Origin of the sequence: Zoogloea ramigera, from assembly GCF_006539865.1 — a bacterium.
Taxonomy (GTDB): domain Bacteria; phylum Pseudomonadota; class Gammaproteobacteria; order Burkholderiales; family Rhodocyclaceae; genus Zoogloea; species Zoogloea ramigera.
Window position 1 is genome coordinate 1 of sequence record NZ_BJNV01000062.1, and the last position, 23,247, is coordinate 23,247.

A 23,247-nucleotide genomic window follows, 5' to 3' on the forward strand; every position below is an offset into this window, starting at 1 on the left:
GGATCAGGGGCATGTCCATCAGGGGCCGCGTCCCATAAATGAATGGCGTCGCGAGGCTCGCGCGGTGACCCCATCGGGGACGCCGCGGGACAACTCGGAAACCATGCAAGAAAGGACTTGGGGAGCTCAAGCCGGGCGGCGCGGCTAACCGATGCCAGCACGCCGGATGGAGGCGAAATCCTGCCTGGCGGCATCTGCCGGTTCCCCCTTGCGACCGAGATCCGTGGGCCGGCTCCGTGCAGGGCAAACCCGGTTCCGCGGGAGGCTATTGTCAGCCGGATGTTTGCGCCACTCCCGCTTGCCTCTAGAATCTTGTCTCGAACCGATTTTCCGTGCCCCGCCATGCCCCCAGCCGACCTGCTCAAGGATTTCTTCAATGCCCTGCCCGAGAGCGCCCAGGGGGGCGCCGACGTCAGCCGCGTGTATGTAAATCGCTCCCCCGACGACGAGCACGACCCCGTGGCCAACCTCAAGCAATACATCCAGTGGGAGCCGCGGACGGGGGGCTGTTATCTGTTCAGCGGATTGCGCGGTGCGGGCAAGACTACCGAACTCAATCGCCTGGTCACCGAGTTGCGGGAGGACGGCATCGCGGCCTATTACTGCGATGCCAGCACTTACCTCAACCTCAACGACCCCCAGCTGAGCCTGGCGGAGTTGTTGATGACGGCGCTGGCCGGGCTGGCGGATGCGGTGCGACAGGAGCTTGGCCAGGGCAAGCTGAACGATTCCATCTGGCAGCGCACGAAGCGTCTCTTCCAATCCAAGGTGGAGCTCAAACCCAAACTTATTGCCCCCCTCGGTGACACGGGGGCCTCGCTTGAAGTCGAGGCCACGCTCCAGGACAACCCGGATTTCCGCAAGGAGCTGATCAGCTTTGCCCAGTCCTCGTCGGCATTCTTCGATGAGGCGGCGAAGTTTGCGGACGAGGTCGCAGCCACCATCCGTCGCCACACTCAATGCGAAAAGATCGTGCTGGTGGTGGACTCCCTGGAGCGTATTTCCGCCCCCTCCGGCGACGAGGCCAAGCTCTTCAACAGCCTGAAGGAGGTGTTCTTCAACGAGCCCACCCGCCTGCAGTTCGCGTCGCTGTTCGTGGTGTACTCCGCGCCGCCTTATCTCCATGCGGTGTTGCCGGGGGTCAGCAATGGCTTCTCGCAATCGGTGGCCCTGCCCAATTTCAAGGTGATCCAGCGCGACGGCAGCCGCAACGAAGACGGCATCTGCAGGATGCGCGAGATTGTTGGCCGTCGCTTTCCGCAATGGCCGGAGATCCTCGACGAGACCGTGATGAACCATCTGGCCTGGATGTCGGGGGGCAATGTGCGGCGTTTCTTCAACCTGCTGCGCACCCTCGCCCGCAAGGCGGCCCTGAGCAGGGTGGGCTTGCCGATCACCGCGGTGGACGCCCCGAGCGTCATCCATGCCCTGGCCGAGGCCGCCCAGCCGCTGCAATGGCTCACCGGCCCTGATCGGGAATGGCTCAAGCGCTTCATGGACAACGGTGACAATCCGTCCGGCCATATCAAGGACCTGGCCGCCGATCTGCCGCCCATCATCCGCCTCTTCGATCACTCCCTGGTGCTCGACTACCAGAACGGCAGCCCCTGGTATCAGGTGCCGCCGCTGGTGCGCCCATATGTCTGAAAGCTCCGGGCAGGCTGATTTCGAGAGCATCTGGAGCGAGATCAAGCTGCTACTGGACTGGAACCAGGGTTTCGGCTTCTACCTCGTTTTCGGCGACGACCATCGGGTGTCCCGACGCCTGCAGCAGCGTATCGAGGATGCCACCCGCCTGCGCAGCCACCTGTTGCAGCGGGTACGGCCCGAGGCCGCCGAGGCTGCGGTGGAGGTGGTGCTCAAGGCGGCTTTCCCCGAGGGGGAGGACCGCCGCTTTCACGACTGGCGTGCGCCCCTGTGGATCGATCTGACCACCGGGCCTGGCGAACCAGCCTGGGAGGCGGCCCGCCAGCAGACCCTGGCCGCCCTCAATCGCAGTCGCAGCGCCCTCGAAAAAGATTGCCCCCGGCCACTCTTCCTGCAGCTGCCCGAGGCCATGGCCCCGGCCGTGGTCACCTGGGCCCCTGATCTGTGGAGTATCAGGCAGTTCGTGGCGGTGCTGCCTCATGATGATCGGATTTACGTGCCGACCGAGGCAATCGATGTGGAGGGTTTTCGTGAGGGCGCGGTGGAGATCTCACAGAAGGCTGAGTGTTTCCGGGAGGATGGAGCCCTGCTCACCGCGCTGGAGACAGCCCGGGAGGCCGTCGATCGCTTCAGGGTGTTGCGCGCAAGGGTGGGCGACACGCCCCAAGCGCTGCGTGATCTTTCCGTCAGCCTTGAAAGGCTCGGCGATGTCGAGCGGGATGCAGGCAATCTCGCGGCTGCGACCGCGGCCTACCGCGAAACTCTGGAACTCGACAGGCGACAGCGGATGATGCAGGGTGATACGCCCCAAGTTTTGCGCGATCTCTCCATCAGTCTTCAAAAGCTCGGTGATGTGGAGTGCGAAGCGGGCAATGTTCCAGTAGCGACGGAGGCCTATCGCGAAAGCTTGAGACTCAGCAGGCAACTGCGGGTGAGCCTGGGCGATACGCCCCAGGTCTTACGCGCTCTCGCCATTGATCTCCACAAGCTCGGCGATGTGGAGCGCGAGGCAGGCCATTTCCATGCTGCCATGGCGTTCTACCGTGAGAGTCTGGAGCTAACAAGGCGACTGCGAGCACGCTTGGGTGATACCCCCCAGGCGTTGCGCGACCTCTCCATCAGTCTCGACATGTTTGGCGATGTCGAGCGCGAGGCGGGTAATTTTCCGGCCGCCGCGGCGGCTTATCGGGAGAGTCTGGAACTCCGTCGGCAACTGCGGGCGAGCCTGGGCGACACCCCCCAGACTCTGCGCGATCTCTCCGTCAGTCTCGACAGGCTCGGCGATGTCGAGCGCGAGGTGGGTAATCTCCCGGCCGCCGTGGCAGCTTATCGGGAGAGTCTGGAATTTAGCAGGCAATTACGAGCGATTATGGGTGATACGCCCCCGGTTCTACGCGATGTTTCCGTCAGCCTCAACAAACTCGGTAAGGTCGAGCGCGAGGCGGGTAATTTCCAGGCCGCCGCAGCAGCCTCTCGGGAGAGTCTCAAACTCAGCAGGCAACTGTGGGCGAGCCTGGGTGATATGCCCCAGGTGCTGCGGTATCTCTCCATCAGCCTCGACACGCTCGGCGATTTCGAGGGGGAGGTGGGCAACCTCCCTGCCGCCACGGCAGCCTATCGGGAGAGTGTGGAAATCAGGAGGCAACTGCGGGCAAGTCTCGGCGACATTCCTCAGGCTTTGCGTGACCTCTCCGTCAGTTTAAATAGGCTCGGCCTTGTGGACCGCAAGGCGGGCAATTTCCCGGCCGCAATGGAGGCCTATCGCGAGAGTCTGGAACTGAGCAGGCAGCTGCGAGTAAGCCTGGGCGATACGCCTCAGACTCTGCGCGATCTCTCCATCAGCCTCAAAGCGCTCAGTGATCTGGAAGCCGAGACAGGCAATCTTGCCGCCGCCGAGGCAGCCCGTCTCGAGCGCCAGGAGCTTCTTACGCAGCTTGAGCGGGTTTCGACCGAGCCACCTCCGGCGCCGGAAATCGGTCAATCGCCATAGCGCCTCGCCCCCGACAGCCTCCGCTGCCCAAGGCGAGGCGGGCGCTTGGTGGGCCTTGGCTATCGATCCAGCCAGCGCCCCCCACATCACATCCCCAGGTACGCCGCCCTTACCTGTTCGTCCTCGATCAGCTCGCGCCCGGTGCCGGTGAGGGTGACGCTGCCGGTTTCCAGCACGTAGCCGCGGTCGGCGATGGCCAGGGCGGAGAAGGCGTTCTGTTCGGCGAGGATGATCGACATGCCCTGGGCCTTGAGGGCCTTGACCACGTTGAAGACTTCCTCGACCAGCAGCGGGGCGAGGCCCATCGAGGGTTCGTCGAGGAGCAGCAGCTTGGGGCGGCCCATCAGGGCGCGGCCGATGGCGAGCATCTGCTGCTGGCCGCCCGACAGGGTGCCGGCGGGCAGCTTGCGCTTCTCCTTGAGGATGGGAAACATCGCGTAGATCTTTTCGAGATCGCCCTCCACCTGGGCCTTGGGCTGGGTGTAGGCGCCGAGGCGCAGGTTGTCCTCGATGGAGAGCGGGCCGAACACCTGGCGGCCTTCGGGCGACTGGCAGATGCCGCGGCGCATGCGCATGTCGGCGCGGAGCTTGGAGATGTCCTCGCCGTCGAAGGTGATCCTGCCGCTCATCGGCTGCACGCCCGACAGGCTGCGCAGGAAGGTGGTCTTGCCGGCACCGTTGGCGCCCACCAGGGCCACGGTTTCGCCGCGGCGCACCTCGATGCTGATGCCCTTGAGGGCCTTGATGCGGCCGTAGCTGCTCTCCAGGCCTTCGACTTTCAGCAGCACTTCGCCGCCGGTGGCGCTGGGTAGCGCACCGCCGCTGTGGGCGCCGAGGCCGACGGATTCCGGCGCCAGGCTGGCCACGCGGTGGAAGAGTTCGCGAAAGCCGGCCTGGGCCTGGGTGCCGAAGGCCGGGTCGGCGTTGTTGAGGAAGGCGGTGTCGATCTCCTGCCAGTCGGCGGCGGTGAGGGCGGCGGCGGCAAGCGGGAAGATCTCTTTCTCTTCGATGCGGACATGCTCTTTAAGGCCGGCGAGGTAGCCGCGCAGGGCCTCGGCCAGGTCGGAAACCGGCAGCCGCCCGCTCTCCGCCAGGGCGAGCTTGTTGCGCAGGCCCTTCAGATTAGCCGGGGCGTCGCGGTGCTCGGCCTCCAGGCGGTCGAGCAGGGCGGCGGCCTCGGGGCTGCGCTGGCGCAGCAGGCGGAACAGGTAGTCGTCTTCCTTGGGGTGGTGGCAGTCGTCGACGAACTGTTCGAAGTAGTCGAACACCGAGCCGAGGAAGGCGCCATCCACCTTGCCTTCGGCCTGCATGTCGTCGAGGACCTGGTCCACGGTGATGGCGATGCGCCACAGCTTGCGGTGCTCGTCCTTGATGATGCGGAGTGCTTCCATCTCGTGTCCTTTGGTCTCAGGCGTGGGCGCCCAGGTAGGCGGCGATCACGTCCGGGTTGCGGCGGATTTCCTCGCCGGTGCCCTCGGCCAGCTTCTTGCCGTAGTCGAGCACCAGGATGCGGTCGGAGAGGTTCATGACCATTTTCATGTCGTGCTCGACGAGGACCACGGTGATGCCCGAGTCGGCCACCTTGCGCACCAGGTGGTCCACTTCGATCGTCTCTTTAGGGTTGAGGCCGGCGGCCGGCTCGTCGAGGAAGATCACCCGCGGCTTCATGGCCAGCGCGCGGGCGATCTCGAGGCGCTTGAGGGCGCCGTAGGGCATGGAGTCGGCGCGGGCCTCGAGGTATTGGTCAAGCCCGACGAAGCGCATCAGCTCGGAAGCTTCGGCGCGGAGTTCGGCGTCGCGGCGGGTGATCGAGGGCAGGCGCAGGGCGGCCTTGATGAGGTTGCGGTCGAGGCGCAGGTGGGCGCCCACCATGACGTTCTCGACGGCGCTCATGTTCATGCAGATCTGCAGGTTCTGGAAGGTGCGCGCCACGCCCCGGCGGGCGAGCTCGTCGGGCGACTTGCCGGCGATGGATTCGCCATCCAGGCGGATCTCGCCGCTGGTGGGCTTGTAGACCCCGGTGATGAGGTTGAACAGGGTCGTCTTGCCGGCGCCGTTGGGACCGATCACCGAATACACGATGCCCGGGTCGATGGAGAAGCTCACCTCCTGCACGGCCTTCACGCCGCCGAAGTGAATGGAGAGTTGGGTTACGTCGAGTAATGCCACGCTCAGTCTCCTTTGCCAAACTTGGCCGCCAGCGTGGGCACGAGGCCCTTGGGCAGGAAGATCATGCACACCATCAGGATGGCGCCGAAGGCCACCGTCTCCCAGCCTTCGAAGGTGGCCAGGGCCTGGGGCAGGGCGGTGAGCAGCACCGCGCCGATCAGGGAGCCATACACCGAGGCCATGCCGCCGATGACGACCATCGTGACCAGCTCGATGGAGTGGAAGAAGTCGGCCAGGTTGGGGGTGACGAAGCCGACGTAGTGGGCGGTGATGCTGCCCATCAGGCTGGCGAACACCGCCGACAGCACGAAGATGGCCACCTTGTAGCGCACCACGTCCACGCCCACCACCCGCGACGCCACCTCGGAGCCGTGCAGCGCGCGCAGGGCGCGACCGAAGGGCGAGTCGATAAGGTTGAGGGAGGCCCACACGCTCACCGTGAGCAGCGCGGCGACCACCCAGTACCAGTGCTTGTCGCTGGTCAGCTCGAAGCCGAACAGGCCGAAGGCCGGCACCGGCATCCCGTCGGGGCCGCCTGTCCATTGGGCTTCGTTGCGCACCGTGATGTTGATGATGATGCCGAGGCCGAGGGTGGCCATCGCCAGGTAGTTGCCCTTGAGCTTGAAGATCGGCCGCGCCACCAGCGCCGCCAGCGCGCCGGTGGCGAGGGCGCCGGCGAGCATCGCCAGCACCGGGTTCCAGCCGAAGTGGCTGGGCAGCACCGCCGAGGCGTAGGCGCCGATGCCCAGGAAGCCGGCGTGGCCGAGGCTGATCTGGCCGGCAAAGCCTATCAGCAGGTTGAGGCCGAGGACGATGATGGCGTTGATCGCCATGCGGATCGCCAGGTCGACGTAGAAGCTGTTGGGCAGCACGAAGGGCAGCACGGCCAGCACTGCGATGACGATGTAGAGGCCGGTGTAGGCGCGTTTGTGCATGGTCACACCCGGTCCGTCACCTTCGCGCCAAAGAGGCCGCGGGGCATGAAGAAGAGAATGAAGAGGATCAGCGCGAAGGGGATGGCGTCTTTGTAGGCCGACGACAGGTAGCCGGCGCCCATCGCCTCGAGCACGCCCACCAGCAGCCCGCCCACCACCGCGCCGAGGCCGTTGCCGAGCCCGCCTAGCACCGCCGCGACGAAGCCCTTGAGGCCGAGCATGATCCCCACGTCGTAGGAGGTGAGGGTGATCGGGGTGATCAGGATGCCGCCCATGGCGCCCAGCGCCGCCGACATGGCGAAGCTCATGAACAGCACGCCGTTGGTGTTGATGCCTACCAGCTCGGCCGCGACGCGGTTGAACGAGGTAGCCAGCATCGCCTTGCCGGTGAGGGTGCGGTTGAAGAAGTACCACAGCACCACCACCACCACCGCGGTGACGCCCAGCACCCACAGGCTCTGGGGCATCAGGGTAGCGCCGAGGATCTCGATCGGGGTGTCGCCCGAGAAGGCCGGCAGGCTGTGGGTGTTCTTGCCGAGGAAGACCTGCACCAGGCCGCGGATCACCAGCGAGGCGCCGATGGTGATGATGATCAGGGTCACCGTTTCGGCGCCCTTGACCGGTTCGATGGCGAGCTTCTCGATAAGCACCCCGACCACCGCCGGCACCAGCACCGCCAGCAGCAGCGCCGCCGGCAGCGGCAGCCCGGCCTGGGTGAACAGCACCGCCAGCATGCCGCCGAGCATGATGAACTCGCCCTGGGCGAAGTTGATGACGTTGCTGGCGTTGTAGATCAGCGTGAAGCCGAGCGCAGCCAGCGCATAGGTGGCACCGACGGTGATGCCGGAGAACAGGAACTGCAGCAGCTGGGCGAGCATCACGCGGCTCCTGTTCTGACGTTGGGGGGGCGATGGTTCATCGTGTCTCCTGTCGATTGAGCGATCGGGTGAGGGAGTCTGGCCGCCGGGCGTCCGGACTGCGACTACGCAAGAAGCCGCGGCAGCTTGCGTAAGTTCTGTATTTTGTAATTAGTTCTGTTATTAGAAATGATACAAAAAAGCTAGTCAAGACAAACTTGTGTATCAGATCACGAGGGCAAGGCGAGGTGGCCGGCGCGGGACGTACCCGTGGCGGTGCGCCGCCGCCGGGTGGCCGGCGGCGTGCGTATCAGGCTGAGGGGATCAGGCGGAGGGGAGGGCGGCAGCGTCGCTGCCGCGGGTGGAGCCGAGGCGCAGGGAGAGGGCGTCGGCGGCGCCCTTGAGGCGGGCGAGGACGGCGCTCTGCTCGCCCATGTCGATGGAGCCTTCGACGCCGACGATGACCAGCGCCATCGTGAGTTCGTTCTTGAAGTTGAACACTGGCGCGGCGGCCGCCTCGACGCCGCGGAACATGTAGTTGCCGGAGATCGCCGCGAGCCCGCGGTCGCGCACGCTGGCGAGGAGGGCGTCGGCGTCGGCGAGGGTTTCGACGCCGGGGGGCAGGTTTCTGCGCGTCTCGACCTCGCGCTTGACGATGGGGCGGGTAAGGTTGGGCAGCCACGCGGCAAACACCCGCCCGGCTGCCGAGCTGAGCACGCCGAGGGTGGTGCCGGTGACGACGTTGACGGTGATCGGGCGGCGCGGGCGCTCCCAGCGCACGATCACCGGGCCGTTGTCACCCCACACGGCGAGCGCGGTGGTCTCGTTGATCTCGTCGCGCAGCTCGGAGATCGCCGCCAGCCCAAGGCGGATGCGGTCGAGCCGGTCGATGGCGACCAGGCCGATGTTGAGCGCAAAGGGCCCGAGGTTGTAGCGCGAGGTAAGCGGGTCCTGCTCGACGAGGCCGCTGCGGATCAGGCTGACGAGGTAGCGGTGGGCCTTGGAGGGCGGCATGTCGGCGGCGGCGGCGATGTCCTTGAGCATCATCGAGCGCTTGCCGAAAACCATCGCCTTGAGAATGCCCATGCCCACCTCGAGGGACTGGACGCCGTGTTTTCCTTCCAGCTCTTCACTCATGGTGTGGAATCCGGGTGGTTGCAGAAAAAGTGATGGGTTTGATTACGGAATGGTAAATTGATTTTAATATAAGAAATCACAACCCAAGCCCAGAGGAGACACTTTCATGAGCAAGCTGCGCGTTTACGCCATCGACGGCATCGTTCCGGTGGTCGACCCGAGCGCCTATGTGCACCCCAGCGCGGTGCTGATCGGCGACGTGATCGTCGGCCCGGACTGCTATGTGGGGCCCTGCGCGAGCCTGCGCGGGGATTTTGGCCGCTTGATCCTCGAGCGCGGGGTGAACGTGCAGGATACCTGCGTGATGCATGGCTTTCCAGGCACCGACACGGTGATCGAGGAGGACGGCCACATCGGCCACGGGGCGGTGCTGCATGGCTGCCGCATCGGCCGCAACGCGCTGGTGGGCATGAACGCGGTGATCATGGACAACGCGGTGATCGGTGAAGCGTCGATCGTGGCGGCGATGGCCTTCGTCAAGGCCGGGGTCGAGATCCCGCCGCGCTCGCTGGTGGCGGGAATGCCGGCGAAGGTGCTGCGTGAGCTCAGCGACGAGGAAGTCGCCTGGAAGACTGACGGCACGCGCACCTACCAGGACCTGACCCTGCGTTGCCTGGCGACGATGGTCGAAACCGATCCGCTCACCGAGATGGAGCCCGGCCGCAAGCGTTTCGAGATGCCGGGCGTGGTGCCGCTGGTGGCATTGAAGAGGAAGGATTGAAACCGGAAGCGGCGCTCGATCGCTTCCGGAAGATTCTCGAGGCAACGCTGGCGGCTCCAGGCTTTCCTTGCCTCCGCGGGAGCGGGCTGGGTACGGCCTTGGGTGCGCTCAGGGGCCGAATGGCGACGACATGGCGGCACGCCACCGCCAGAGCCTATTTCGCGCGGGCTAGCGCCACGCGCTTTTACTGGCGCGTGGCGTGCTTGCAGGGCGTCGATAAAAGCCGTCCTCGCCCCGCCGGATCTCTACTTGGCTTCCTCAAGCCCGAAAGGCGGTTAGCGCCGCGGTAGCGTCAGGTGCTCGATGCGGGTGGTGCCCTTCACGATTTCCTTCCTCGTGCCCAGCACGGGCTTGTGCTTGTACTGGTCGTAGAGCTCCATCTGATCGAGGTAGTGGGGGCCGGTGCTGCCGTCCGGCGCCACGAAGCCGTCCTGGCCGGGGGCGGCCACGTCCCAGCTTCGCACCTCGCGTTCGCCGAGCGCCGTCATGTTGTTCTCGGTGCCCCGGTTCATCGCGACGTGGGAGAAGCGGGCTTCGGCGTCGCCGGCCTGGGGTACGCCGAAGAAGTTGCTGGCGAAGAACTTGTTCTTCGCCACCGGCGCGAGCCAGCCGGCCATGTCGGCGCCGTAGCGCTGGGTGAGGGCGGCGTCGGCCTCGGCGAGGGCCTGCAGGCTCGCCTCGCTGAAGCTGCGACCCTTCAGGAAGTCGTGGCTCAGGGCCTCGTTCTTTTGCTCGGCCCGCACGATGCGGTGCAGCACCTTGACCCCCGGCTGCACGTTGATCGAGCCCGCCGGCGGCGCTTCGGCGGTGGGGTAGCCAGCGCTGAGGTAGAACTTGGCGAAATCGGCCGGGAGATCGGCTGCCACGGTGGCGCGCAGCATCGCGGCAAACCAGGCGGGCATGATCGCCGAGGCGGGGCTGTCGTAACGGCCGTCGCGGTTGGCGTCGTCGTGCATGCGGTCCCAGCCGGCCAGCAGCCGCACCATCTGGCGTCGGCGGTCGTCGTCCGGCAGGCCGGCGACGGCCTTTTCGAGGGCGGGCAGGAAGTAGCGCACATTCACGTCGGCAAGGCTGGTCGGCTTCAGCAGGGCCCACATGGCGTCCGCATCCAGCCGCGGCTGCGCGGCCAGACGCTGCTCGAGCTCGTTGAGACGATCTGCGCCGCCCCACGACAGCCACAGCATGTCGGGGTTGGGGTAGCCCTTCATCGGCGAGTTGTTCCAGTTTACGAGATAGCCGGTGTCGGGGTTGTAGACCTGTGGGTTGCTGCGGAAGGGCAGCAGGCCCTTCCAGTCCATCTCGCCGGTGCCCGGCACGGGCAGGCGCAGGTCGTGGCCGGCCCGGCGCTCGGGGTACTTGCCGGTGTGCACATAGCCGATGTTGCCGCGCCGGTCGGCGTAGTACCAGTTGATGGTGAGCGCGTTGCGCTCGGCCTGGCCCAGCCAGCCCTTCCAGTCGGTGGCCTGGCCCTGGCGCACCCAGCCGAACAGCGAGTCGAGCTCGCGGCCGCTCCAGGTGCGCGCCTTGGCGTAGGCCACGCCGGCCTTCGGGTCGCTCTTGACGACCAGGCCATGCACGGTGCGATGGACCTCGAGCGTCTCGGCCGCTGCGCCCTTGACGGCGATGGTCTCGCTGCGCGTTTCCATCTGCTTCCATTCGCCCTTGTGGAGGTAGCGGGTCGGGTCGGCCGGGTCGAGCTTCTCGGCGAAGATGTCCACGCCATCGCCAAAGCCCGCCGTCGCGCCCCAGCCTATCCTGCCGTTGTGGCCGAACAGGATGCAGGGGTAGGCGAAGGGGGTGTTGCCGACGATGTCGAAGCCCGCCCCGTGGAGGCCGATGCCGAAGGTGTAGGCCGGTGCGAACCAGCCGAACTGGGGGCCGTTGAGCAGGATGGAGCTCGCCCCGGCGGCGCGCTTCTTGCCGACGATCCAGATGTTGCTGGCGGCCGGAAAGCCGGCCTGGCCGGTCATGCCAAAGGCTTCGAGCTGGGCCAGCAGGGCTTCATGCTGGGCCTCCTGCGGGCCGCCGAGCAGGGCGCCGTCGATGTGCCTGGCCAGCCGGGCCAGGCTCGGCGGCGTGTCGCGGTAATCCGGCAGCGTGTAGGCGATGGTGCCCGCGGTGCTCACCGGCACCGTGTAGCGGCCGGCGCTTTCCGGCACGGTGGTCGGTGCGTCGGGGTCGATCACCCATTTCAGCTCATCGAAGATCGTCCGGCCGGCCGCCGCGCCATGCTTGTCGGTCAGCGCGGTGAGGAGGCCGAGGTTGTCGATCTCGGTGTTGAAGTCGGAGAAGCGGTTGGCCATCGTGCCGACAAAGACCATCACCACGTCGAAGGCCGTCCAGGGCTCCGGCGCGAAGCCTAAGTCATTGAACTGCTTGGGAATCAGCCTGCCGGGATCGGCCTTCACCCTGGCGAGCCAGGCGTTCATGCCGGCGGCGTAGCCTTCGAGGATGTCCCGATCGGCCCGGGGCAGCGCGGCGATCTGGTCGTGGATGGATTGCGGCCAGTAGTTGGCGCGGATGCCCTTGTCGAAGGCCACGAACTTGGGCCCGAGCACTTCGGCAACCCGACCCTGGGTGCTGCGCCGTGCCATTTCCATCTGGAAGAGGCGATCCTGGGCGACGACGTAGCCGTAGCCATGGAACAGCCCGAAGGTGGTTTTGGCGTAAACGTGGGGCATGCCGGAGTGGTCGCGCCGGATCTCGACGCTCTCCTGCGTGGCAGTGACACGGGCAGCGGCCTGGGGGCTGCGGGCCGCGACGGGCGCGGTGGCGGTCACTAGCAGGGCGCCCAGGGCGGCGGCCAGTGTCGCGGTGCGCCGTGCGTGGGAAGGGGATGGCTTCATCGTTGTCTCCTCCGCCTTGCTTTAGCGGATTTTTTTTAGGGGAATGAGTTACGAATAGTACAAACCCTGCTCCTGATGCGTCCAATGCAAAACAGTGCGTGCATCGATAACTGAATGTAATCGATGAACTGGGCCCGGCCAGACCTTGTGTTGGGGCGCAGCGCGGTACCGGTGCCGCTTTTCTGCCCGCGCGCGCCTTTGCGATCGAGCTCGGCGCAGGTGACGCGGCACGCTTGCAGGCGGAGAAGGGGTGATGCGCGGCGGTCGGCGGAACACAGCGCCGTCCCGATTCCCGAGAAGGGTGGGGTTGAAGTCGGCGCCTTGCAGCGTCGCCGCTTTGCTCCGCTCACGCCGGGGCTGGCGGGGCCCCGGAAGGCTCACCAGGAAATGGCGGGATGCCCAGAAGTGCCCTTGCCCCAGCGGGGACGCTGGGTGAGAGAGGCCTGGCCCAGGGGAATCCAGTCGTGCTTGTCGCCTCGGTGATCGCGCTTCGGAGCGCAGCGCGTCAGGCTCGGCCGTCGCCGAGCGGGTCGTCTTCGCGGAAGCGCTCGTGGATCAGTGGCGTGGCGGGCGGGGTCTGGCCGCTGGCGAGCTGGAGGTGGGTGTCGAGGTGGCGCTCGGACGGGGCGAGGAGGCGGCGGTAGAGTTCCTTGCACAGCAGCCGGGCCTTCTGGCCGGGCCAGTCGGCAGGCAGCAGCACGTCGGGGAGCTCGGGGTCGCGCAGCAGCAGGCGGCGATAGTCGTGGATCAGCAGGATGCGCAGCAGGAAGGCGGATTCGTCGTCGATGTCGCCGGCCGCGTCGGCGCGCAGCTCGTCGAGCACTGGCTGGTAGCGGCCGACGAAGCCGTCGTACACCCCGGCCAGGCGCTCGAGGTTCCAGGCGCCATTGACCATGTCCACGTCGCTGGCGGCGTTGCCGAACTGGGCGTCGGCGGCGAGGAGCGGCTTGAGCTTGCCGACGGTGTCGGCCAGGCCTTCGGCCAGCAGCGCGTCGAAGGCGGCGCTGAGGTCGGCGCTGGGGTGCACGAAGCAATCGCCGCCCAGGGTGCCGAAACCTTGCCAAAAGAGTGCCCGGCGCAGGGCCTCGCGCGCCTTGGGGGCGAGCTCGCCGACGGTCACGATGAGGCGCCAGCGCCGGTCCCACAGGGGGGCGCTGGAGGCGTAGATGTGCCGCGAGGCTTCCTCGAAACGCCGCTGGCCGGAGGGCGTGAGCAGGTAGTCGGTGCGCCGTCCGATGGGCTCGGTGCGCAGCCATTCTTCCTTCGCGAGCCGGAACACCGAGGTGCGGATGAGGCGTTCGTTGAGGCCGAGGGGCTCGAGCAGCTGGATCAGGCTGCCCAGCCAGATGCGGCTGCCGCGGGGCAGGACGGCGTCGCCGAAGACCGAGATGATGATCGAGCCAGCCTGGACGCGGCCTTGCTGACGGAAGTCGTCGAGACGGGTGTGGGCGGCAGAGGGCACGGTGCTGCGGGAGTCAGGCATGGAGATTGCTATTTTAGCCGCTCCTTAGCCTTGGCGGATAGGCGAGCACGTGTCGCGGCGGGTGGGAGGGGGCATTCAGAGGGCTTTTTTTAGAACTCCTTTGTCGGCTTTAAAAGTGATACAAAACTATATAGATAATAATAATTATCTGTATCACTTTTGTGGCCATAAGAAAAATAATGCCCCGCCGATTGGTGTCGATTTTAGGCAAAAAAACACAAAAAAATTAAAATAAATTATTGAATAAAAACATATTTTTTTTAGTGAAAGGCGTTTTGTAGAGTGTAACTTGAGTCATTCTTGTCAGAAAAATTCGATACTTATTATTGACATCAAACACCTTAGTTTGTACTGTTTGATTCAAGAACCCAACACCGACAGGAGACAACGGAATGACGCACCCCCTCTTCGACAAGCATCGCGCCCGCCTCGATGGCGCCGTCGCAGCCATCGCCTCGCGCGCCTACTGGTCGGCTTTCAGCGAGATGCCGAGCCCCAAGGTCTATGGCGAAAACGCGCCCGACGACGGAAAGCGTGCTTTCGAAGCCCATCTCGGCAAGCCTTTCGAGCTGGGGCAGCCCGGCCAGCAGGGCTGGCATGGTGGTGAGTCGTCCCCCTACGGCATCGCGCTGGGCGTGAGCTACCCGGTGTGTGACCCGGACGCCCTGGTCGCCGCCGGCCACGTGGCGATGCAGGGCTGGCAGGCGGTGGGCGCCGACGGCCGCACCGGCATCTGCCTCGAGATCCTCGACCGCCTCAACAAGCAGAGCTTCGAGCTCGCCCACGCGGTGATGATGACCACCGGCCAGGGCTGGATGATGGCCTTCCAGGCCGGCGCTCCCCACGCGCAAGACCGCGGCCTCGAGGCCGTCGCCTACGCCTGGCGCGAGCAGAGCTTCGTGCCGGCCGAAACCGTGTGGGAGAAGCCCCAGGGCAAGAACCCGCCGCTGGTCATGAAGAAGCACTTCCAGATCGTCGGCCGCGGCACCGCGCTGGTGATCGGCTGCGGCACCTTCCCGACCTGGAACACCTACCCGGGCCTCTTCGCGGCGCTGGCCACCGGCAACCCGGTGATCGTCAAGGCCCACAGCAACGCCATCCTGCCGGCGGCGATCACCGTGCGCACGATCCGCGCCGTGCTCGCTGAAAACGGCATCGACCCCAACCTCGTCAGCCTGTGCGTCACCGACAAGCGCGCCACCACCCAGGCGCTGGCCACCCATCCGGCGGTCAAATCGGTCGATTTCACCGGCGGCAACGTGTTCGGCCAGTGGCTCATCGACAACGCCCGTCAGGCCCAGGTTTATGCCGAGCTGGCCGGGGTGAACAACATCGTCATCGAGTCCACCGATGCCTACAAGGCGATGCTCGGCAACCTGGCCTTCACGCTGTCGCTGTACTCCGGCCAGATGTGCACCACCTCCCAGGCGCTCTTCGTGCCGGCCGGCGGCATCGACACCGACCAGGGCCACAAGAGCTACGACGAGTTCTGCGCCGACCTGGCTGCCGCCGTCCAGCGCTTCCTGTCGAAGCCCGAGGTGGCCCATGCGGTGCTCGGCGCGATCCAGTCCGCCGACACCGCCGAGCGCATCGACGTGGCCAACAGCGGTGCGCTGGGCAAGGTCGTGCTGGCCTCCACCAAGCTCGACAACCCCGACTTCCCGGCCGCCAACGTGCGCACGCCGGTGCTGCTGGCCTGCGACGCCGCCGACGAGAAGCTCTACATGGAAGAGCGCTTCGGCCCGATCGCCTTCATCGTCAAGGTGGCCGACAGCGCCGCTGCCATCGCCCTCTCCGAGCGCGTGGTGAGCACCCACGGCGCGCTCACCGTGGGCGTGTATTCCACCAGGCAGGACGTCGTCGACGCGATGACCGAAGCCACCTGGCGCAGCAAGGTCGCCCTGTCGATCAACCTCACCGGCGGCGTCTTCGTCAATCAGTCGGCGGCCTATTCCGACTACCACGGCACCGGCGGCAACCCGGCGGCCAACGCCTCGTATGCGGATTCGGCTTTCGTCGCCAACCGCTTCCGTGTGGTCCAGCGCCGCTACCACGCCTGAGGAGACGTCATGGAATTCAAGAACATTCTTTTTGAGGTTGCCGACGGCGTTGCCCGGCTCACGCTCAACCGCCCGGACAAGCTCAACAGCTTCACCGGCGAGATGCACGCCGAGCTGCGTGCCGCCCTCGACACCGTCCAGGCCGACAAGGCTGTCCGCGTGCTGGTGCTCAGCGGCGCCGGCCGCGCCTTCTGCGCCGGCCAGGACCTGGCCGACCCCGACATGCAGACCGTGGGCGGCAAGATGCCCGACATCGGCAACGTGGTCGAAGCCAACTACAAGCCGCTGATCCTGCGCCTGCAGAACCTGCGGGTGCCGACCATCGCCGCGGTCAACGGCATCGCCGCTGGCGCCGGCGCCAGCGTGGCGCTGGCCTGCGACCTGGTGGTGGCCAGCAAGTCCGCCTCCTTCCTGCAGGCCTTCAGCAAGATCGGCCTGGTGCCCGACACCGGCGGCACCTGGTTCCTGCCCCAGCGCGTCGGCATGGCCCGGGCGATGGGCCTGGCGCTGCTGGCCGACAAGCTGCCCGCCGAGAAGGCCGCAGAGTGGGGCCTGATCTGGGAGGCGGTGGCCGACGACGCCTTTGCCGCGCGCATCGACGCGCTGGCCGCCCAGCTCGCCGCGATGCCCACCAAGGCGCTGGTGCGTACCCGCCAGGCGATGCACGCCGCGCCGGGCCACACCCTCGAGCAGCAGCTCTCCTTCGAGGGCAGCTTCATGCGCGAGCTGGGCTGGAGCGCCGACTACGCCGAAGGCGTCGCCGCCTTCATGGAAAAGCGGGCACCCCGCTTCACGGGGGAGTGAGCGTGAGCCGCGCCCTCGACTCCTCTGCCGTCATCGCGGTGGTCGGCACCGGCGCCATGGGTGCCGGCATCGCCCAGGTCGCCGCGGCGGCCGGCCATGTGGTGAAGCTCCTCGACAACCGCCCGGAGGCCGCCGCCAAGGCCGTCGCCGGCATCCGGGCCCAGTTTTCCAAGCTCGCCGACAAGGGCCGCATGAGCGCCGAGGCCGCCGCCGCGGCCGGCGAGCGCCTGCGGGCCGTCGAACAAGCTGCCGACCTGGCCGACGCCGCCCTCGTCGTCGAAGCCATCGTCGAGAGCCTCGAAGCCAAGCAGAAGCTTTACCGCGACCTCGAAGACATCGTCGGCGCCGACTGCATCTTCGGCACCAACACCTCGTCGATCTCGGTCACCGCCATCGGCTCGGCGCTGCAGCGGCCCGAGCGCCTGGCCGGCCTGCACTTCTTCAACCCGGCGCCGCTGATGGCGCTGGTCGAGGTGGTGTCCGGCCTCGCCACCGACGCGGCGGTGGCCGCGACCCTCTTCGATACCGCCGCCGCCTGGGGCAAGACGCCGGTGCACACCCGCTCGACGCCGGGCTTCATCGTCAACCGGGTGGCCCGCTCGTATTACGGCGAGGCGATGCGTCTGCTGGGCGAGGGCGCCGCCGATGTCGCCACCATCGACGCGGTGATGCGCGAGGCCGGCGGCTTCAAGATGGGGCCCTTCGAGCTCACCGACATGATCGGCCACGACGTCAACTTCGCCGTCAGCCGCTCGGTGTGGAACGCCTACTTCAACGACCCGCGCTTCCTGCCCTCGCTGATCCAGCAGGAGCTGGTGGATGCCGGCTTCTACGGCCGCAAGAGCGGGCGCGGCTTCTACGACTACCGCGAGGGCGCCGAGCGTCCGCAGCCCAAGTCCGCCGTCGCCCAGTCGGTGCCCGAGACGATCGTGCTGCACGGCCATTCGCCGGCCGTCGAGGCCATCGCCGACCGGCTCCACGAGCGGGGCGTGGCCTACACCTGGGGCGACAACAACGACGGGCGGATCGCCGAGGTCGGCAACGCAGTGGTCTTCCAGACCGATGGCCGCAGCGCCACCCAGCGCGCCGCCGAAAGCGGCATCCCCAGCCTGGTGCTGATCGACCTGGCCCTCGACTACACCCAGGCCACGCGCCTGGCGGTCAGCGTTGCCCACACCTGCTTTGCTCCGGATGCGGCCGCGGCGGTGGGCCTGCTGCAGGCCGCAGGCTTTGCGGTGTCGCGCTTCGCCGACGTGCCCGGGCTGGCCGTGATGCGCACCCTCGCCACCCTCGCCAACGAGGCCGCCGACGCGGTGAACCAGGGCGTCTGCGACGCAAAGGGCGCCGACGCGGCGATGCGGCTCGGCGTCAATTACCCCAAGGGGCCGCTCGCCTGGGCCGACGCCGTGGGCGTCCGGGTGATCTGCCAGGTGCTGCGCAACCTCGGCGCCTTTTATGGCGAAGACCGCTACCGCGTCTCGCCGCTGATCCAGCAGTCGGTCTTTGCCGGAAAGGGCATCCATGTCCACTAGGCACCCCAACCCCACCGAGGCCCAGGCCCTGGCCGAAGCCGTCGCCGACGCCATGTGGGCCCGCGACCGCGCCGCCAACGCCCTCGGCATCAAGATCGAGAGCGTTGGGCCGGGCGTCTCGCACCTATCGATGCCGGTGCGTGGCGACATGGTCAATGGCCACCACATCTGCCACGGCGGCCTGATCTTTTCGCTGGCCGACACCGCCTTCGCCTACGCCTGCAACAGCTACAACAAGAACACCGTGGCCTCGGCCTGCCACATCGACTTCCTGGCCCCTGGCATGGAGAACGACACCCTCGACGCCGAGGCCGTCGAGCGTTCCCAGTCCGGCCGCACCGGCGTCTACGACGTCACCGTGAAGAGCCGCCAGAGCGGCAAGACGATTGCTTTGTTCCGCGGCAAGAGCTACCGGATCAACGGCGAAGTCATCGCCGGCCTCGCCGCCGTGCCCGCCGCCTGAACCCCATAACAACAGAGAGGAGACACCCATGCCCGTCAAGCGCCCGCAGCCCGGCGACCTGGAAGCCATCGAAACAGCCAGCCGCGACGAGATCTCGGCCCTGCAGCTCGAACGCCTCAAGTGGTCGGTGCGCCACACCTACGACAACGTCGAGCCCTACCGCAAGCGCTGCCAGGAGAAGGGCGTCCACCCGGACGACCTCAAGCAGCTCTCCGACCTGTCCAAGTTTCCGTTCATGACCAAGACCGACCTGCGGGACAACTACCCGTTCGGCCTGTTCGCGGTGCCGCGCAGCAAGGTGGCGCGCCTGCACGCCTCGAGCGGCACGACCGGCAAGTCGGTGGTGGTCGGCTACACCAAGAACGACCTCGACAACTGGGCCAACCTCGTCGCCCGTTCGATCCGCGCCGCGGGCGGCCGGGCCGGCGACATGGTGCACGTGGCCTACGGCTACGGCATGTTCACCGGCGGCCTCGGTGCCCACGGCGGCGCCGAGCGCCTGGGCTGCACGGTGGTGCCGATGTCCGGCGGCCAGACCGAGAAGCAGGTCCAGCAGATCATGGACTTCAAGCCCGAGATCATCATGGTCACCCCGTCGTACTCGCTGGTGATCGCCGAGGAGTTCGAGCGCCTGGGCATCAAGCCCGACGAGATCTCCCTCAAGGTCGGCATCTTCGGCGCCGAGCCGTGGGGTGAGGGGATGCGCGGCGAAATCGAGCGCAAGCTCGGCATCGACGCCATCGACATCTACGGTCTCACCGAGGTGATGGGCCCCGGCGTGGCCTGCGAGTGCATCGAGAGCAAGGACGGCCCGGTGATCTGGGAAGACCACTTCTACCCCGAGATCATCGACCCCGAGACCGGTGAAGTGCTGCCCGACGGCCAGGATGGCGAGCTGGTGTTCACCTCCCTCACCAAGGAGGCCTTCCCGGTCATCCGCTACCGCACCCGCGACCTCACGCGCCTCCTGCCGCCCACCTCCCGGTCGTTCCGCCGCTTCGACAAGATCACCGGCCGCTCCGACGACATGCTGATCGTGCGCGGCGTGAATGTGTTCCCGACCCAGATCGAGGAGCAGATCATGCGCGACCCGCGCCTCACCGGTAACTACCAGATCGTGCTGTCCCGCGACGGCCACCTGGACAACGTGGAGGTGCGCTGCGAAGTCCAGCGCGAGCTCTCCGGCAAGCTCAGCCGCGCTGCCCTCGAGGAGGTCAGCCGCACGCTGCAGCACCACATCAAGACCATCATCGGCATCTCCACCAAGATCAAGGTGATGGACTTCGACACCATCCCGCGCACCCAGACCGGCAAGGCCCGCCGCGTCATCGACGAACGCCCCAAGCAGCTGTAAGGAGACCCGGACGATGAACAACGCCTTTATCTGCGACGCCATCCGCACGCCCATCGGGCGCTACGGCGGCACCCTCGCCAGCGTGCGGCCGGACGACCTGGGCGCCATCCCGCTCAAGGCCCTGATGGCGCGCAACCCTCAGGTGGATTGGGCCGCCGTCGAGGACATCATCTACGGCTGCGCCAACCAGGCCGGCGAGGACAACCGCAACGTGGCCCGCATGTCGGGCCTGCTGGCCGGGCTGCCGGTGGAGGTGCCGGGCACCACCGTCAACCGCCTGTGCGGCTCGGGCATGGACGCGGTGGGCCTGGCCGCCCGCAGCATCAAGTCCGGCGAGACCGGGCTGATGATCGCCGGCGGCGTCGAGAGCATGAGCCGCGCCCCCTTCGTGATGGGCAAGGCCGAATCGGCCTTCTCGCGCAGTGCGGCGATCCACGACACCACCATCGGCTGGCGCTTCATCAACCCGCTGATGAAGAAGCTCTACGAGACCCACTCGATGCCCCAGACCGCCGACAACGTGGCGGCCGATTTCGGCATCGGCCGGGCCGACCAGGACGCCTTCGCGCTGCGCTCTCAGCAGCGCTGGGCCGCTGCCCACGCCGCCGGCCGCTTCGCCGACGAGCTGGTGCCGGTGGAGATCCCGCGCAAGAAGGGCGACCCGATCGTCTTCGACACCGACGAGCACCCGCGCCCCGAGACCACCCTCGAGATGCTGGCCAAGCTGAAGGGCGTCAACGGCCCCGAGCTCACGGTGACCGCCGGCAACGCCTCGGGGGTGAATGACGGCGCCTGTGCGCTGCTGCTGGCCTCCGAAGCCGCCGCCGCCCGCCACGGGCTCACGCCGAAGGCCCGCGTGGTGGCGATGGCCACCGCCGGCCTTGCGCCGCGCATCATGGGCTTTGGCCCGGCGCCGGCGGTACGCAAGGTGCTCGCCAACACCGGCCTCAGCCTCGATCAGATGGACGTCATCGAGCTCAACGAAGCCTTCGCCGCCCAGGGCCTGGCGGTGCTGCGCGACCTGGGCCTGGCCGACGACGAGGCGCGCGTGAACCCCAACGGCGGCGCCATCGCCATGGGCCACCCGCTGGGCATGAGCGGCGCCCGCCTGGTCACCACCGCCATGTACGAACTCCACCGCCGCGGCGGCCGCTATGCCCTATGCACCATGTGCATCGGGGTGGGGCAGGGCATCGCGATGATCATCGAGCGCGTTTGAGCAACACCACCAAAGGAGACAAAAGACCATGAAAAAAACCTTCAAGACCATCCTGGCCGGCGCTGCGCTGGCCCTCGGCAGCCTGGGCAGCATCAGTGCCATCGCCGCCGACCCGATCAAGATCGGCTCCATTTTGTCGGTCACCGGCCCGGCCGCCTTCCTGGGCGACCCGGAACTCAAAACGCTCCAGCTCTACGTGGAAGACATCAACAAGAAGGGCGGCGTGCTCGGCCGACAGCTCCAGCTGGTGCACTACGACGACGGCAGCGACGCCAACAAGGCCAACGGCTTCGCCAAGCGCCTGATCGACGATGACAAGGTCGACCTCATCGTCGGCGGCACCACCACCGGCTCGACCATGTCCACCGTGCCGCTGGTCGAGCGGGCCGGCGTGCCCTTCATCTCCCTGGCGGGTGCCGTGGTGATCGTCGAGCCGGTCAAGAAGTGGGTCTTCAAGACGCCCCACACCGACCGCATGGCCGCCGAGAAGGTGTTTGAGGACATGAAGAAGCGCGGCATCAGCAAGGTGGCGCTGTTCTCCGAGACCAGCGGTTTCGGCCAGTCCGGCAGGAAGGAGACCGAGGCCGTCGCCGCCAAGTACGGCGTCACCCTGGTGGCCAACGAGACCTACGGGCCGAAGGACACCGACATGAGCCCGCAGCTCACCAAGATCAAGAACACCGCCGGCGTGCAGGCCGTGTTCGTGTTCGGCCTCGGCCAGGGCCCGGCCATCGTCACCAAGAACTACAAGCAGCTCGGCATCACGCTGCCGCTGTACCAGTCCCACGGCGTGGCCTCGGACGAGTTCCTGAAGCTCGCCGGCCCGGCTGCCGAAGGCGTGCGCCTGCCGTCGCCGGCCCAGCTGATCCCCGAGAAGCTGCCCGCCGCCGACCCGCAGAAGCCCGTCGTGACCGCCTACGCCAATGCCTACAAGGAACGCTACAAGCAGGACGTGTCCACCTTTGGCGGCTACGCCTACGACGGCCTGATGATCGCCGTCGATGCCATCAAGCGCGCAGGCTCCACCGACAAGGCCAAGGTGCGCGACGCCATCGAGGCCACCAAGGGCTTCGTCGGCACCAGCGGCAAGTTCAACATGTCGCCCACCGATCACATGGGCCTCGATCTGTCCTCCTTCCGCATGCTCGAAGTCAAGGGCGGCGACTGGACAATCTCTCAGTAACCGACGCACGGGGCCTGGCCACCAGGCCGGCCCCCGCGGGAGCCCCCATGGCACATTTTGAAACCCTCGAGATCGAGCGCAGCGGGCGGGTCGCGACGATCTGGATGAATCGTCCGGCGGTCTTCAACGCCTTCGACGAGCAGCTCATCGACGAACTCAGCGCCGCCTGTCGCGCGCTCGACGCCGACCGCAGCGTGCGCGTGGTGGTGCTGGCCGGCCGCGGTCGCCACTTCTCGGCCGGCGCCGACCTCAACTGGATGCGCCGCGCTGCCGGCTTCAGTGAGGCCGAGAACCTCGCCGACGCGCGACGCTTCGCCGACATGCTGCGGGCCCTCGCCGGGATGGGCAAGCCGACCATCGCCCGCGTGCAGGGCGCCGCCCTGGGCGGTGGCACCGGCCTCACCGCTGCCTGCGACATGGCGATCGCCGCCGACGACGCCCAGTTTTCGACCTCCGAGGTCAAGTTCGGAATCATCCCGGCGGTGATCAGCCCCTTCGTGCTGCGCGCCGTCGGCCCGCGCCACGCGCTGCGCATCTTCCAGAGCGCCGAGCGCATCGACGCCGCCCGCGCCCTGGCGATGGGCCTGGTGGGCGAGGTGGTGCCGGCAGCCGAACTCGACGCTGCCATCGCCCGTCTTACGGAACAGCTGGTCAGCTGCGCCCCCGACGCCCAGAAGGCCGCCAAGGACCTCATCGCCGCCGTCGATGGCCGCCCCATCGACGATGCGGTGAGCGAGGAAACCGCCCAGCGCATCGCCCGCCGCCGCGCCACCGACGAGGCCCGCGACGGCATTGCCGCCTTTCTCGACAAACGCCCGCCTGCCTGGCTCGCCTGAGCGCTTGCAGA

18 protein-coding genes are annotated in these 23,247 nt (G+C 67.0%); 11 read left to right on the forward strand and 7 right to left on the reverse strand.

Going from position 1 to position 23,247, the window contains the following annotated elements; translation table 11 throughout:
* Nucleotides 1-342 precede the first annotated feature (342 nt).
* Entirely contained in the window at nt 343-1,647 is a 1,305-nt protein-coding gene (locus ZRA01_RS15785) for a P-loop NTPase fold protein (protein ID WP_141353947.1), read from the forward strand.
* A complete protein-coding gene (locus ZRA01_RS15790; protein WP_141353949.1) occupies nt 1,640-3,637 on the forward strand; it encodes a tetratricopeptide repeat protein in 1,998 nt (665 codons plus the stop codon). Before ZRA01_RS15785 ends, ZRA01_RS15790 begins: the two co-directional genes overlap by 8 nt.
* 86 nt (nt 3,638-3,723) lie before the next feature.
* On the opposite strand, the gene ZRA01_RS21445 is transcribed toward ZRA01_RS15790, so the two are convergent.
* The 5 genes from ZRA01_RS21445 to ZRA01_RS15815 form a co-directional block, all read right to left on the reverse strand.
* Nucleotides 3,724-5,028, reverse strand: coding sequence for an ATP-binding cassette domain-containing protein (locus tag ZRA01_RS21445; protein WP_141353951.1), 1,305 nt, complete (start codon nt 5,026-5,028; stop codon nt 3,724-3,726).
* 16 nt (nt 5,029-5,044) lie between these two features.
* Nucleotides 5,045-5,806: an ABC transporter ATP-binding protein gene (locus ZRA01_RS15800; RefSeq protein WP_141353953.1), complete on the reverse strand. Its 762-nt coding sequence runs from the start codon at nt 5,804-5,806 to the stop codon at nt 5,045-5,047.
* Nucleotides 5,807-5,808: 2 nt separating this feature from the next.
* Nucleotides 5,809-6,741 (reverse strand): branched-chain amino acid ABC transporter permease, encoded by a 933-nt coding sequence (locus ZRA01_RS15805; protein WP_141353955.1) that lies wholly within the window; start codon nt 6,739-6,741, stop codon nt 5,809-5,811.
* A 2-nt stretch (nt 6,742-6,743) separates the two neighbouring features.
* On the reverse strand, nt 6,744-7,619 hold the full coding sequence (locus ZRA01_RS15810) for a branched-chain amino acid ABC transporter permease (RefSeq protein WP_141353957.1): 876 nt from the start codon (nt 7,617-7,619) through the stop codon (nt 6,744-6,746).
* A 303-nt stretch (nt 7,620-7,922) separates the two neighbouring features.
* Nucleotides 7,923-8,735: an IclR family transcriptional regulator gene (locus ZRA01_RS15815; RefSeq protein ID WP_141353959.1), complete on the reverse strand. Its 813-nt coding sequence runs from the start codon at nt 8,733-8,735 to the stop codon at nt 7,923-7,925.
* A 106-nt stretch (nt 8,736-8,841) separates the two neighbouring features.
* On the opposite strand from ZRA01_RS15815, the gene paaY reads away from it, so the two are divergent.
* The gene (gene paaY, locus ZRA01_RS15820) at nt 8,842-9,456 is read left to right on the forward strand and encodes a phenylacetic acid degradation protein PaaY (protein ID WP_141353961.1); all 615 of its coding nucleotides are present in this window, start codon (nt 8,842-8,844) and stop codon (nt 9,454-9,456) included.
* 275 nt (nt 9,457-9,731) lie between these two features.
* Here paaY and ZRA01_RS15825 read toward each other — a convergent pair whose 3' ends face one another.
* Nucleotides 9,732-12,302, reverse strand: coding sequence for a penicillin acylase family protein (locus tag ZRA01_RS15825; protein WP_141353963.1), 2,571 nt, complete (start codon nt 12,300-12,302; stop codon nt 9,732-9,734).
* Nucleotides 12,303-12,807: 505 nt separating this feature from the next.
* Nucleotides 12,808-13,785: a phenylacetic acid degradation operon negative regulatory protein PaaX gene (gene paaX, locus ZRA01_RS15830; RefSeq protein ID WP_141353965.1), complete on the reverse strand. Its 978-nt coding sequence runs from the start codon at nt 13,783-13,785 to the stop codon at nt 12,808-12,810.
* Nucleotides 13,786-14,177: 392 nt separating this feature from the next.
* Here paaX and paaN point away from each other — a divergent pair, with 392 nt between their 5' ends.
* Genes paaN through ZRA01_RS15870 form a run of 8 tightly spaced genes read left to right on the forward strand, consistent with a single transcriptional unit; the run spans nt 14,178 to nt 23,236 of the window.
* Entirely contained in the window at nt 14,178-15,845 is a 1,668-nt protein-coding gene (gene paaN, locus ZRA01_RS15835) for a phenylacetic acid degradation protein PaaN (RefSeq protein ID WP_141353967.1), read from the forward strand.
* 9 nt (nt 15,846-15,854) lie between these two features.
* Nucleotides 15,855-16,649 (forward strand): 2-(1,2-epoxy-1,2-dihydrophenyl)acetyl-CoA isomerase PaaG, encoded by a 795-nt coding sequence (gene paaG, locus ZRA01_RS15840; protein ID WP_141353969.1) that lies wholly within the window; start codon nt 15,855-15,857, stop codon nt 16,647-16,649.
* Nucleotides 16,650-16,705: 56 nt separating this feature from the next.
* A complete protein-coding gene (locus ZRA01_RS15845; protein ID WP_218028733.1) occupies nt 16,706-18,181 on the forward strand; it encodes a 3-hydroxyacyl-CoA dehydrogenase in 1,476 nt (491 codons plus the stop codon).
* Nucleotides 18,171-18,644: a hydroxyphenylacetyl-CoA thioesterase PaaI gene (gene paaI / locus ZRA01_RS15850; RefSeq protein ID WP_141353973.1), complete on the forward strand. Its 474-nt coding sequence runs from the start codon at nt 18,171-18,173 to the stop codon at nt 18,642-18,644. The genes ZRA01_RS15845 and paaI overlap by 11 nt, the downstream gene beginning before the upstream one ends.
* 28 nt (nt 18,645-18,672) lie before the next feature.
* The gene (gene paaK / locus ZRA01_RS15855; protein WP_141353975.1) at nt 18,673-19,998 is read left to right on the forward strand and encodes a phenylacetate--CoA ligase PaaK; all 1,326 of its coding nucleotides are present in this window, start codon (nt 18,673-18,675) and stop codon (nt 19,996-19,998) included.
* Nucleotides 19,999-20,011: 13 nt separating this feature from the next.
* On the forward strand, nt 20,012-21,217 hold the full coding sequence (gene pcaF / locus ZRA01_RS15860; protein WP_141353977.1) for a 3-oxoadipyl-CoA thiolase: 1,206 nt from the start codon (nt 20,012-20,014) through the stop codon (nt 21,215-21,217).
* Nucleotides 21,218-21,245: 28 nt separating this feature from the next.
* Nucleotides 21,246-22,400: an ABC transporter substrate-binding protein gene (locus ZRA01_RS15865; protein ID WP_141353979.1), complete on the forward strand. Its 1,155-nt coding sequence runs from the start codon at nt 21,246-21,248 to the stop codon at nt 22,398-22,400.
* 47 nt (nt 22,401-22,447) lie between these two features.
* Nucleotides 22,448-23,236, forward strand: a complete 789-nt coding sequence (locus ZRA01_RS15870) for an enoyl-CoA hydratase/isomerase family protein (RefSeq protein WP_141353981.1) — start codon at nt 22,448-22,450, stop codon at nt 23,234-23,236.
* Nucleotides 23,237-23,247 lie beyond the last annotated feature (11 nt).